The sequence below is a fragment of the Apibacter mensalis genome, from assembly GCF_001418685.1.
Classification (GTDB): Bacteria; Bacteroidota; Bacteroidia; order Flavobacteriales; family Weeksellaceae; genus Apibacter; species Apibacter mensalis.
This window is the reverse complement of sequence record NZ_LIVM01000001.1, coordinates 1-13,921: the sequence shown is the minus strand read 5'-3', so window position 1 is coordinate 13,921 and position 13,921 is coordinate 1. Positions and strand designations below refer to the sequence as shown.

General features: G+C 30.0%; 7 protein-coding genes. 3 read left to right on the top strand and 4 right to left on the bottom strand.

All coding sequences use genetic code 11. From position 1 onward, the window contains the following. Positions 1–100 precede the first annotated feature (100 nt). From ASC36_RS00035 to ASC36_RS00020, 4 genes are all read right to left on the bottom strand, one after another. The gene (locus tag ASC36_RS00035) at positions 101–1,474 is read right to left on the bottom strand and encodes a HAMP domain-containing sensor histidine kinase (RefSeq protein ID WP_055424440.1); all 1,374 of its coding nucleotides are present in this window, start codon (positions 1,472–1,474) and stop codon (positions 101–103) included. Then, positions 1,471–2,148 (bottom strand): response regulator transcription factor, encoded by a 678-nt coding sequence (locus tag ASC36_RS00030; protein ID WP_055424439.1) that lies wholly within the window; start codon positions 2,146–2,148, stop codon positions 1,471–1,473. The genes ASC36_RS00035 and ASC36_RS00030 overlap by 4 nt, the downstream gene beginning before the upstream one ends. Before the next feature lie 150 nt (positions 2,149–2,298). After that, positions 2,299–4,962: a methionine synthase gene (gene metH, locus ASC36_RS00025; protein ID WP_055424438.1), complete on the bottom strand. Its 2,664-nt coding sequence runs from the start codon at positions 4,960–4,962 to the stop codon at positions 2,299–2,301. Between the two features lie 141 nt (positions 4,963–5,103). Then, positions 5,104–7,896 (bottom strand): hypothetical protein, encoded by a 2,793-nt coding sequence (locus ASC36_RS00020; RefSeq protein WP_055424437.1) that lies wholly within the window; start codon positions 7,894–7,896, stop codon positions 5,104–5,106. A gap of 199 nt (positions 7,897–8,095) precedes the next feature. Between ASC36_RS00020 and ASC36_RS00015 the strand changes: the two genes are divergently transcribed. The 3 genes from ASC36_RS00015 to ASC36_RS00005 all read left to right on the top strand — a co-directional run bounded on the left by ASC36_RS00015 (position 8,096) and on the right by ASC36_RS00005 (position 13,883). Beyond that, positions 8,096–10,615 carry a tetratricopeptide repeat protein gene (locus ASC36_RS00015; RefSeq protein WP_055424436.1) on the top strand — a complete coding sequence of 840 codons (2,520 nt, stop codon included), beginning with the start codon at positions 8,096–8,098 and terminating at the stop codon, positions 10,613–10,615. A 36-nt stretch (positions 10,616–10,651) separates the two neighbouring features. After that, positions 10,652–12,439 carry an HSP90 family protein gene (locus ASC36_RS00010; protein ID WP_055424435.1) on the top strand — a complete coding sequence of 596 codons (1,788 nt, stop codon included), beginning with the start codon at positions 10,652–10,654 and terminating at the stop codon, positions 12,437–12,439. A gap of 727 nt (positions 12,440–13,166) precedes the next feature. Next, the gene (locus ASC36_RS00005; protein ID WP_055424434.1) at positions 13,167–13,883 is read left to right on the top strand and encodes a S24 family peptidase; all 717 of its coding nucleotides are present in this window, start codon (positions 13,167–13,169) and stop codon (positions 13,881–13,883) included. The last annotated feature ends 38 nt before the right edge of the window (positions 13,884–13,921 follow it).

Below are 13,921 nucleotides of genomic sequence, written 5' to 3'. Positions count from 1 at the left end.
TTTAATTCTAAACTTTTATGTATACAAAAGTAAGGTAACTATTTGTTAATGAATAGTAAAAAAAGATTAAAAAAAAATTAGAATTTTATGAGAAGGGGAGTTAATTCAAGTGTGAAAATTGAATTGTAAAAATAGTACCTTGATATAATTGGCTAGTAACATGGATCGTTCCGAAGTGCAGCTGAATGATTTTTTCGGTTAGGGACAGACCTATTCCGTTTCCGTAAGAAAAATTTTTATTTTTTCCTCTGTAAAAAGGGATAAATATATTTGGAATATCTTCTGGCGGAATTCCAATTCCATGATCAGAAAATTTCAGTTGGAGTTTTGAGTTAATAGTTGAAATAGATATGTAGCATATATGTTCTTCTGAAAATTTACATCCGTTTTCAATAAGATTGATAAAGGCAACTTTTAATAAATATTCATTACCTTTAATCACTACTATCTCATGATCGTGTATAGAATCATTTTCAAAGGATATTTTTGTTTTATATTTACCATTAGCTTGTTGTACATGACTGCATGCGTCTAATAGGATTTCGTCTATTCTTGTAGGTTTAAAAGTTATGATAGACGTATCATAACTAGCTTTAGCTAAATCAAGCAGATTATTAGATAATTTAGTTATTTTTTTAGCATCCCATAAGATATTTTCAAGAATGATTCGGTATTGTTTCGGTGTTTTACGAGTATGTAAAGACAATTCTAATTCGGCAATAATTGCCGCTAATGGGGTTCGTAATTCATGAGAGATATTGGAAACAAAATTTTTTTGAGCTTCAAAAGAATTTTCTAAACGAGTAAGCATTTCGTTAAAAGTAATTGCTAATTTGGAAAGTTCATCGTTTTTAGACTTAATATTCAATCTAACATTTAAATGATTGGCAGATATTTTATTCATTTCATCAGCTAAATTTTTAATTGGTTGTAATGCCTTTTTGGAAAAATAATATCCGACTAGGATAATAAAAAGTATTGAAAAAATAAAGATGATGCATGAATTCCTTAATAAATATTTTAGCTCATTATATCCATACAGGTCGTAGGCAGCTGCTGTAATTATGTATTTGTCGTTTTTAAATAAATAAGTTAGTCCAATTACTTGCCAATCTCCTTGATGAAATTTAATTTCTCCCTTGGTGTAAATTTCGTGAATCATTTCGGGTGTTTCTTTTACAAAATCAATATCTACCGCGTCATGATAAAGAAGATGGAACTCTTTATCATATACCGCTACTTCAACTTCTTGAATTGTTTGATAATTGTTATAGTAAATTTGCTGGAGAGTTTGGGGAGGAACTTTTGCTTTAAAATAAAGATTTGCTTTGGTTATTGCCTCTTTTTTTAATAAAGAATAAAACTCTCTATCTCTGTTTTGTTTGGCTGAATAATAAATAATGGAAGCAAATATCAACAGTATGGTTGCTGTAATCCATGAAAATAATAAAGTTATTTTGGTGCGGATTTTCACTTATCGGATTTTAATATGAATCCCATACCAGATCTGGTATGAATAAGTTTATTTTCGAATTCTTTATCCACTTTTTTTCGTAAATAATTAATATATACATCTATAAAGTTAGTTCCGGTATCGAAATGAGTATTCCAAACTTTTTGGGCAATTTCTGTTCTGGAAATGACTCTGCCTTGGTTTTTCAATAAAAATTCCAGGAGTTTAAACTCTTTTAGGGTAAGATTCAGTTCTTGATCACTTCTTTTTACAATTTTTGTTTGCAAATTCATTTCCAAATCACAAAATTTTAAGATATATCCGGATTTATTTTTTGAAACTCTTTTTAAAATAGCTTTTATCCTTGCTATCAACTCTCTCATTTCAAAAGGCTTTACTAGATAATCATCTGCTCCGGCCTCAAATCCTTCAATTTTATCGTCCGTAGTTCCTAGAGCTGTTAAGATAATAATGGGAAATTCCGGTTTTAATGTTCTTATTATCTTACAAAGGTCTATGCCACTTATTTTCGGTAGAATAATATCGGTGATTAATAGGTCAAATTCATTGTTGCGGAATACGTTTTTTGCCGATAAACCGTCATAGGCTAAGGTTACGTTGAAACCTTGCTCATTGAGTCCCTTTTTAATCAATTCTGAAACTCTCAAATCATCTTCCACTAAAAGAATATTCATAAACACAAAGGTATTGTTTCTTTTAATAAGCTAAGATTATCTGTATAAAAAAGTACTTAAAGAAAACAAATATTAGTAAGTTCGGTTTTTTATCTGTTTTATAAAAAACTAAATTATTGAGCATTAACCTAAGTAACGATTTCAGGTGACTTAAGCTAAATTAGGGGTTAGCCAATATTGGGCATCTTTCAGTTTTATTTCTTTCCGTTTTGCATAATCTTCGACTTGATCTTGTGTAATTTTCCCTAATCCGAAATATTTGGATTGAGGATTTGCAAAGTAATATCCGGAGATGGAAGAGGCAGGGTACATCGCAAGGTTTTCGGTAAGTTGAACACCAATGTTATTGTTTACATCAAGGAGTTCCCAAATAGTTATTTTTTCTAGATGATCGGGACAAGCAGGATAACCGGGTGCCGGGCGAATACCTTGGTATTTTTCTTTAATTAGTAATTCCCTATCCAAGATTTCTTTCGGAGCATATCCCCAAATTTCTTTTCGGACCCTAGCATGCATATATTCAGCTAATGCTTCCACCAATCTATCCGAAACGGCTTTTATCATGATGGCCGAATAATCGTCATAGTTAGCTTCATAGTGTTTAGCAAGAGATTCAGCTCCAAAAATCGATACGGTAAAACATCCTATATAATCGTGTATGTTTTCCTTATTTTTAGGTAAAATAAAATCAGATAATGCTAAATTCGGAGCTCCCTGTGATTTTTTAGATTGTTGCCTCAAGGTTCGAAATGTATGGATTAGATTATTTTCATTCGAATAAATCTCTATATCATCTTGTTGGTTAGAATTTGCCTTAAATAGACCAATTACGGCTTTAGGCTGAAGCAATTTTTCAGCAATTATCTTCTCAAGCATTTTTAAAGCATCCTTATGCAGCTGGGAGGCTTCTTCACCGATCACTTTATCTGAAAGTAACTCCGGATATTTTCCGGTGAGTTGCCAGGTTCTGAAAAAAGGTTGCCAATCGATATATTCTGTTAAATCTTCCAGACGTATGGAAGTAAAAACTTGAACTCCAAGTTGTTTGGGTATATAAGGAGTGTATAGTTTCCAATCAATTTTTAGTTTATTCATACGTGCTTGTACTAAAGAAAGATATTCTTTTTCCGTACCTCTGTTAAGGTATCCCTCTCTTAGATGGGTGTATTCCTCTGATATTATTTTCTTGAAATCTTCGCTTTGTGAAGAGAGTAGGGAAGAAGCCACGGTAACTGATTTAGAGGCATCTAAAACATGTATAACCGCATGACTATATTTAGGTGCAATTTTTAAAGCTGTATGAATTTTAGAAGTAGTAGCTCCTCCTATCATAACCGGAAAAGAGAGATTTCTTCTTTCTAATTCTTCTACCACATGAATCATTTCATCTAAAGAAGGAGTAATGAGACCGCTAAGTCCAATTAAATCCACCTTCTCTTTGATGGCGGTTTCAATAATCTTTTCTTTTGGGACCATGACGCCTAAATCAATTATTTCATAATTGTTGCAAGCCAAAACGACTCCTACAATATTTTTACCGATATCGTGAACATCTCCTTTTACCGTAGCCATAAGTATTTTTCCGTTAGATTGGGATTCTCCGTTTTTTTCGGCTTCAATAAAAGGCTGCAGATATGCTACGGCCTTTTTCATCACTCGGGCAGTTTTAACCACCTGAGGTAAAAACATTTTTCCGGCTCCAAATAGTTCACCTACGGTATTCATTCCATCCATTAAAGGACCTTCAATCACATCCAGAGGTTTATTTGCTTGTAAACGAGCTTCTTCAACGTCTTGTTCAATATAGTTTGCGTTGCCCTTTATTAAAGCAAATTCCAATCTTTTTTCAATAGGCCAAGACCTCCATTCTTCAATTTTTTGCTCCTTTGTTTCCTTATTTTGTACAATGGTTTCCGCATATTCAATAAGTCTTTCGGTTGCATTTTCATCTTTATCAAATAACACTTCTTCAATTTTTTGCAGCAATTCCGGTTCAATTTCTTGGTAGATGGCTAATTGAGTAGGATTTACTATTCCCATATCCAATCCGTATTGGATGGCATGATAAAGAAATGCTGCATTAATTGATTCACGAACTTTATTATTTCCTCTAAATGAAAAGGATACATTACTTACTCCTCCCGATACAAAGCACCCCGGAAGATTTTCTTTAACCCATCGGGTGCCTTCAAAAAAATCAAGTGCATTTCTTCGATGTTCTTTCATCCCTGTTCCTACCGGAAAAACATTAAGATCAAAAATAATATCAGATGGATTCATATTTAATTGATGCACCAATATATTATAGGAACGTTGGGATATATTTTTTCGCTTTTCCAAATTGTCGGCTTGCCCTTCTTCATCAAATGCCATTATAATCACAGCCGCTCCATATCGTTGGATTATTTTAGCTTTTTTGATAAATTCTTCTTCTCCTTCTTTCAGACTTATGGAATTAACTATTCCTTTTCCTTGAATATTTTTTAATCCGGCTTCAATAACTTCCCAATTTGAAGAATCAATTACTATAGGAACTCGTGCTATATCCGGTTCTGAGGCTATTAAGCGTAAAAAGGTGGTCATAGCTTTCACGCCGTCAATTAGGCCTTCATCCATGCAAATATCAATGATCTGTGCTCCTCCCTCCACTTGTTCTCTGGCTATCGAAAGTGCTTCGTCGTATTTTTCATTCTTTATTAGATTTAAAAATTTACGCGATCCGGTAACATTGGTTCTTTCACCTATATTTATAAAATTGCTTCCAGGATAAACAGTGAAAACTTCCAATCCTGATAATTTTAATATACTCTGCATGGGATTATTCAAAGAATAAACAAAGTTACGATTTTTGCAAGTTATTTTATTAAATGTTTTATGTTGTTAGTAGATATTTAGTGTAAGTGTGAATAAGTTTAAGCATACCATTTTGTTATTCTTTAAAATATCAGTTTATTATTAAAAAATAAATAAAGTTTCTTTAAGCCCGCTAAGTGTTAGCTTCCATAGAAAATTAAAAAATGATTTATCTTTACTTCTTTCTACTTTTTTAATTTCTGACATTTTTAAAGTGTCTTTTGAATTTTTTACTAAAGCAAGATTAGCTAGAGAAGAAAGAAATTTTTTTTCTCTTTCTCCATTTTTTTTATAAAGGGTCACCTTTAAATCTTGGTAATCCATACCGAATAAACCGCTTCCAACGGTATTGTCTCCGTTATAATCAAAAGAAACTTTTTTGATATTCCCTTGAACCGATATATTTAAATAGGGTTTGATAAATGGATCAATTTTTTCGGCCGGAAATTGGTTTATTATTCCTTGGACAGTAAAACTATCGGTCTTATTTAATGGGTTAAATTTCCAAATAGCAGATAGTTTTCCCGAACTCATAAAATTGCTTTTAAAATCTATGATAACATCAGGTAAGTTGGAAGCTTTAAACCCACTCGATAGATTTTTAATTTTTGCATGAATATTAGTAAAAAATATTTTTCCGGTATTATTATGGAGAGATTCTTCTTCATAAGTTAATGAAGAATTTATAAAATCTACTTCTTTTATATTCAATTTAAATTTCAATTTTCTTAATTTTTCGCTGAAAAATGGTTTGTAAGCAGGTTTATAAATGTTATTCGGAATATCAAATTGATGAATGGAAGTTTCCATTTTTTGAAAAGTGATTTTAGGAGTTGAAAATTCTATTTCTTTATCCAAAGAACCAAAATTCAATTTGGGAATAGTAATTTTTAAAAGATTTATCGTATAGGCATCGATACCTCTTTTTCTCATAAAACTCAATTGGCTTTTTTGAGGGCGTATTTTAATATTAATTGCATATAAGGATGAATTGGTGAGTAACAAGTTATTCATATGAATTGAATGATATCCCATATCATGGTAAATATCTTTTCCGACTATATTGAATTTTGAAAATGAAAAAGGTAAGCCGAATGTATATTTATCTAATGAATCTTTAACGGTTATGTTATGAAGCGACAATTTCAGGTCTTTGACAGAAGAGGTAAGCTTTCCATTGTAGGCATTATATTGATTTATGGTAGATTTACCGATTAAAAACGTATCAATACGAATTTCTGTGTTTAGATCGTACTTATTCAAATGAATCTTTTTTGAACTAACCATAACTTCAGGATTTTGATACATAGAGGCATCCAATTTATTTATAATCACTGAAGATGCTTGTAAATTAAAATTATTATTTACCAAACTCCAGTTTAAATTAGGAAGTGTTATATGTTTTATATAGATTTTAAAAAGGTTTTTACTATCTTTTTGGACTGAAAACTTTTTAGGTGAAATAGTTGGGATGAGGTTTAAATTATTTGCAACAAATTTATGATCAGACAATAGCATTTTTCCTATTTTAAAATTGTAGTATTTAAAACCGTTATATATTATATGGCTTGCTTCCAATTTAAATCTTGAATAGGAAAAAGGAATATATTTTTTTGTATTAGTGAATATCGTATTAATATTGATATCATGGATTGAATAATTGATGTTTCCCATTTCCAGTAATGAGTTATTATCCGGATTGGAGTATTGAACATGTGAATTAGCTATTAAGAAATTTTTTATTTCAAGAACATCATCAAATAAGTAGGTGAATCTATCGGAATTGTTTTTAGCTGTTTTGTGATCATTTTGTTTAATAACTAAAGAATTATCATACAATTTTAGATTTTCCAGGGTGATTTTATCATTTACCTTATTAATTACTTTCTGAATTTCAATATTTATATTATTGCTGGTTATGTGATCATTGAAATTTAATTTGGATTTAAGAATTTGGATGGTATCGATGTTTAGATTAAAAGGGATAATACGATCAATATGCTCTGTAATGATCTTAGGCCGTGACTTGGTGTTTTTTTCTTTAATTGCAATATAGGTGGAATCTATTACAATTTTAGAAGTTCTAAGGAAAAAATAACCATTATTATCATACCCCCAATCTAAATTTTTGACTTTTGCTGTTGGTATCTTTATATCAAGTAAGGATTTTTGGAAATAATTACCGTTTTTAAATTGATCTTCAGATATGTTCGGATGTAGGAGTATTTGACTAGTTTCAAGAAGTCCGTCTTTAAACTTAAATTTTTTTAATTGTAGTTGATGGATTTCATTGAGTTGATAAAAAATATCCGAAATTTCCAATTTTATTTTATCGTAAGTGACGGGTATTCGTTTTTCATTATTCACTCTATACCATAACACTCCCGAAAGATGAAGATTTAAATTTCTTAAAGAAGCTTTTTTTATCCCATTTGTCCTGTCAAAAAGTGCCAAATTTCCATGATTAATTTCAAATTTTCCAATTTGAATAGAATTTCCCAGTTTATATTTTACCAAATCATTTTTATGATTTAGAGAATCAACATTTTGTTGAATGATTATATCCGGTTGATCAATCTCAATAAGATCTGCAGCTAAATCTTTAAAAAGTATAAAGCGAATAAATTTGACACCATGTATAATTATTTTTTTTACTTTAATGGTATAAATACCCTTTTTTTTGGACTTAGGAGCAATATTTATATCACTAATAAACATTTGTCTCTGAAAAAAAGAATATGAAACATCAGAATATGTAAAGTTATAAGGCGTATCATTTCTTGTTAAAATGAAAGTAGGTAAACTGCTTTTAATCCAATTATTAATTCCAAAGTTAAAAACAAACCCCAGAAAAAAGAGAAAAATTAATCCCAATGAAATTTTTTTCCACTTCATACAATCGGATACTTTTTTATCAAATATATATAAAAATTAAATAAAATAATAACAAAATAAAAAATAAAAATAAATTATTAGATTAAAAAAGTAAGTAATAAATAAGTTCAGGTTACTGATAGTTTTATATTTTCCAAAATATAAACAAGCTTTGTTTATAAATTTTATAATTTTATATCTTTAAAAAATAAATAAAGATATGTCACAATCAATATTAGAAAATCAATACCTATATTTATACAATTATTTAAATAATCACCAGCTGAATGAGGAAATTCAAGCATTAATAAATGAAAAAAACTTTTTTAATAGAGATAATTGGTTAAAGGGATTGGCTATCTGTGACAAGGTTCTTAATTCAGATATGGCAATTGAAGATATCAAACAATTATACCTGAAGTTATATGATAAAAACAGTAATTTATATTTTTCCTCCCGTTTAAATCAGGTAGATTATGATTTCTGGTTTAAAAAATCAGAAGAAATAAATGATCATTTTTTAAAGTGTAATTTTTCAAGAGCATATGCTGAGCGGGATTATATGTTAGAAACTGCCCGTAGACCTTATAGAAACAGGGAGAAAGAAAGAGAATGCCTTTTGAAAGGTATAGAAATGGGAGATGCTGCCTGTATGGCTATACAGGGATATAATCTTTACTTTGCCATGAGAAGAGAAAAAGAAGATAAAGAGCAAGGGTTAAAATTGATATTGAAATCTAAAGAATTAGGATATGAAAGAGCAGATAACTTTTTAGTTAATATAACCTATTATACTGAAAAAAATAATACTAAAATTCTATCAGCAATAGAAGAATTTAATAATACTCGAAAAGAAGAAGCAGAAAAAGCACATCATTTATTGGGGGAATTCTATTTATATAAAGAAGAAAATTTACAAAAAGCAAAAGAGATATTAGAAGAAGGAATTAAAAATAATTGTCCTTACAGCAAATATTTAATGGGTATAACTATTTTAAATGATAGAATTTCAGATTATAATAAATCAAAAGGAATTGAATTACTGGAAGATGCTTATAATTATGGAGTCATATATGCTGCAAATGGGTTAGGGCGTTATTACAGCTATACACAAGATGAAAATAAATCAATTGAAAAATCCATTTTCTGGCATGAGAAAGCTCATTTATATTATTTCGAAGATTCAATGATAGAATTAGCACGAATTTATTTGTATGATGAAACGGTTAAAGATGAAGAAAAAGGAACTATTTATCTAAATTGGGCAGAAAAAGAAGGCAATGCAAGAGCAATGTCTGAAAAAGCATATATTATTTTAAGTGAAGAGCAACCCAATGTAGAGAAAGCAAAAGAATTACTAGAAAAAGCTTCAGAATTAGGAGATTCTTATGCACCGTATCGTTTAGGATTAATGTATGAAAGCGGAAATTTTGGAGATCCGGACTATTATAAAGCTTTTGAACTATATAAATTGGCAGCGGACAGAGGGCATATTTATGGAATAGAATTGGTTGGGCATTATTATAGGGTAGGAATAACAAAAGCTGAAGAAGCAGATCCGGAAAAAGCTATAAACTATCTTAATATGGCTATAGAAAAAGGTTCTGACTATGCAAAAGTTGAGTTAGCCATTTGTTACGAGGTGGGATTTGGAGTTGAAAAAGATAACCAAAAAGCCTATGATTTATTTAAAGCAGCAGCAGAAAATGGATATGCATATGCTTATAATAAAGTAGGATACTACGAAGAAGATGGAATACTGGGAGAGAAAAATTTAGAAAGAGCGTTTGAATCATTTCAAAAAGCAGCACAGCTCGATGATTTAGAAGGGGTTTATAATGTAGGAAGATCTTATAAATATGCTATAGGAGTAGTAGAAAATCCTGAGTTAGCTTTAGAAAATTATAAAAAAGCAGCAGAATACAGTTACGGAGATGCTCTTATAGAATTGGCACTGTCATACGAAAGTGAATATGGAGGTTTAGAATTTGACGCCCAAAAGATAATGGACTATATGACAAGAGCCGCCGAGCAAGGATATTCTTTTGCTCAATACAAAGTAGGATATTATTACTATTATGGATTAACTGAAAAGGATTTCGAAAAAGCGTTAGAGTGGCTTCATAGATCTTATGAAAGAGGATATCCGTATGCGGCTTTGCTTTTAGGAGACTATTATCTATATAATGATGCAGGTGAGGAAAATCCGCAGTACGATAAAGCCTTCGATTATTATAAAACAGCAGAACTTCAAGGAGTTGTATCTGAGGGGTTAGGAATATGTTATGAGTATGGGATAGGAACGGAAGAAAACTCCAGCCAAGCTTTTAAATATTACACCTTAGGAGCTGAAGAGGGATATACAGCGGCCAAATACAGATTAGGATCTGCCTATAAATTTGGCGTAGGAACAGATGAAAATCAGGTAGAAGCTTTTAAATGGCTGTTACAAGCAGCAGAAGAAGGTAACACATATGCATCGTTTTATACTGCTATGATGTTATTGGAGGGAGAAGGAACCAATCAGGATTTAGAAAAAGGAATCAGTACATTAACCCAAGTAGCTGACGAAGGACATGCAGATGCACAATTTGAATTAGGAAATTGTTATTTAATAGGAAAAGGAGTTTTGGAAGACAATGTAACCGCCATGATGTGGTATCAAAAAGCGGCAGAAAATGGTCATGAACAAGCCGGTAAAATAGTAGGAAAAAGAAAAAATAAATGGAAATTATTTTAAAATAGTCAATGCATTTTTCTTGCATTTCATAATTATATGGAAGATAAAAATAAATATGTATTTCAGGTTAATCTGAAAGGAATGATAGAATTGCTTTCAGAACACATATACAGTGCTCCTAATATTTTTATTAGGGAGTTATTACAAAACGGGATAGATGCAGTAACAGCACGTAAAAATATAGATGAATTGGAAGGAGAAATAACAGTGTATCTAACAACTCAAAAAAATCAGCTCAAACTTATTTTTGAAGATAACGGAATAGGGTTGACCGAAGAAGAAGTTCATCAATTTCTTTCCGTAATAGGACAAAGTTCTAAAAGAGGAGATATTGACGAAAAAGATTTTATCGGGAAGTTTGGTATAGGAATGCTATCTTGCCTTGTCGTTAGCGATGAAATAATTGTTGAAACTCGTTCATTGATTAAAAATAAAGGCATTTGTTGGAGAGGAAAAGCAGATGGAACCTATACAGTAGAAGCAACTGAAAATATTGAAAAAGCAGGAACTCGAGTTATTCTTACTCCTAAAAAAGAGTGGAGAAGCCTTTTTAAAGAAGAAGAAATCAAGAAGAATATTCTTTACTTCGGAGATGCATTGCCTATACAAATAAATTTAATCACAGATAAGGGATCTGAAATACTTGTTAATAAAGAACCTGTTTGGTTACGTCCGGAAGCATCAAAAAAAGAAATACTTGAATATGGAAGAAAAGTATTTGGTATAAATTTTTTAGATTCTTTTAAATTGGAATCCAATGCTGGTGATGTAAAAGGCATAGCATATATAATGCCGTATAAAGTGCAATTTACCGGAAACACCAAACAAAATAAAATTTATTTAAAGCGTATGTTTCTTTGTGAAGAAGCTAAAGGTTTGTTACCCGAATGGTCTACCTTTGTACGTTGTGTGGTCAATACAAATAGCCTAAGACCCACAGCTTCTCGAGAATCCTTGATGAATGATAAACTTATGGTGGATGCCAAAAATGAACTAACCCTTTGTTTTAAGGATTATTTAAAATACCTTACGGTAACTGATACAGAGATATTAAGTCAAATAATAAAAATTCATCATTTATATATAAAAGCATTAGCCGTTGAAGATACAGAATTGCTTAAAATATTTGTTGATTTTATACCTTTTGAAACCAATAAAGGAATGATGAATTTCTTATCATTAAGGACTTATAATGATATTATCTATTATACACCCTCCTTAGATGATTTTAGACAAATACGTCGAATAGCCGGATCCCAAGGTAAAACTATAATTAATTCAGCCTACAGCTTTGAAACGGATTTAATTGAAAAAATTAAGCTAACTATACCCGATGTAACCTTTAAAAAGATTACCCCTCAGGATATATTAGATAATTTTGGAGAGGTTAAAATCTCCGATAATCAGTATTATAAAAGATTTGAAGAGAAAACCAACCAACTTCTTCAGGGATTTTATTGCAAAGCTCAGCTTAAAGAATTTAGCCCAATTGATACACCGGCGATCTATGTAGCAAACGATGAAGCTATGAATAATAAAAACATTCAGAGTTTATCAAACCTTACTAATCCTTTTTCTTCTACTTTACCCAATTTTGTAAAGAAAGAAAATGAAAATTTACCGACCTTATGTTTTAATAAAGACAATGAAATAGTACAAAAATTATTTCAGGTTGAAGATTCTTTCATGTTTGAAGCAATTGTACATATCATGTACGTACAAGCACTCATGTTAGGAGGTTATCCCGTTAATAAAAAAGAAATGGAAGTTTTTAACAATGCTTTATATCAGTTGATGATTCTGGGGATGAGTGATTTTATCTAAAAATTATATTTTGAGTAAAAAATAAAAATAATCTAATACAATATAATTCCAATTTAATTGAAACAGCATGCGATTGTTATCTAAGAGGAGAGGGGATTTGCTAAAATAAATAAAAAAAAGACATATTATGACTGGAAAAAATAAAAAATTATGATAATAATAATTCTTATAGTTTATTAAATAGGAGAAATAATGAATATATAATATAATAATGGGATAATTTTAAATCTAAAAAATAATTAAAATGTTTTTGAAATAGATGATTACAAAAAAAAATAATCATTTTTTTGTATCCGAATTTTGTGAATACTTATTCACAAAAACTTCCAATAATCAAAAAGTTAAAAAAACTTATATCAGATATCACCCGTAAACATTCAATTTAGTAAACTATTATCATTATTATATGAATTAATACGAAGCGAAAGTAAACTTATTAATGAGTTTATAGATACAATTATTGAGTCAGAAAATAGAGTATGTATTTTTGGAAGCATATTTAAAATAATGAGTATGGTCAGAAGATGTGATGGATACTTATTCAGAATTGATGAACAAAGGAAATTTTTATAGAAAATAGAAATTCATAGTAATTGATTTACAAAAAATAAATTATCCCAAGGAATTGGAGGATATATATATTCATTTTCTCATATATTTGTTTGTTACGCTAAATGTACTTTGTTGAGTACAAATATAGTTAATTAATTAACCAAACAACAAATAAATGGATAATAATTTAACCAATGTAAAAGAAAGGATTTTGTATTTTGCTAATTATAAAGGGGTTAGCTATGAAAAATTTATTAAAGAAATAGGTATGAGTTATGCTAGTTTTAAGGGTTTAGCAAAAGAGCGTCCTATTAATTCTGACGCACTGGTTAATATATTATCTATTTATCCTGAAATAAATTCTGAATGGCTTTTGATAGGTAAGGGGGAGATGATAAAGGGTAATGACTATGAAAAATATGTAATAGAACCTATATCAAGCCGCCAAAAAGGTAGAGAAGTCTTAAAGGATATTCAAGGGATACCTTTATATGAAATAGAAGCTAGCGCAGGATTAACAGTATTTTTTGATAATCAAAATACACAAGTACCTTTAGATTACATATCAGTACCAAATGCTCCTAAATGTGATGGTGCCCTGTTTGTGCGTGGAGATAGTATGTACCCTTTATTAAAAGCTGGTGATATTGTTTGTTATAAAACTATATCTGATATAAAAAATATACTATGGGGAGAAATATATATTTTAGATATAGATAGTGGAGATGACCAATTTATAACTATTAAATATGTACAAAAATCAGATTTAGGAGATGAATATATAAAGCTGGTTTCCCAAAATCAACATCATCAACCTAAAGACGAACCCATTAAAAATATTAGAGCTTTAGCTATGGTAAAATTATCTATTCGTTATAATGTTATATCATAATTATATATCAATATTGCTTCTTAAATACAGTCAAACAC

What these genes read in the sequence shown, in the direction of transcription:
- metH (WP_055424438.1), bottom strand. Translation starts at nt 4,962, where the DNA reads ATGCAGAGTATATTAAAATTATCAGGATTGGAAGTTTTCACTGTTTAT.
- ASC36_RS00030 (WP_055424439.1), bottom strand. Translation starts at nt 2,148, where the DNA reads ATGAATATTCTTTTAGTGGAAGATGATTTGAGAGTTTCAGAATTGATT.
- ASC36_RS00005 (WP_055424434.1), top strand. Translation starts at nt 13,167, where the DNA reads ATGGATAATAATTTAACCAATGTAAAAGAAAGGATTTTGTATTTTGCT.
- ASC36_RS00010 (WP_055424435.1), top strand. Translation starts at nt 10,652, where the DNA reads ATGGAAGATAAAAATAAATATGTATTTCAGGTTAATCTGAAAGGAATG.
- ASC36_RS00015 (WP_055424436.1), top strand. Translation starts at nt 8,096, where the DNA reads ATGTCACAATCAATATTAGAAAATCAATACCTATATTTATACAATTAT.
- ASC36_RS00020 (WP_055424437.1), bottom strand. Translation starts at nt 7,896, where the DNA reads ATGAAGTGGAAAAAAATTTCATTGGGATTAATTTTTCTCTTTTTTCTG.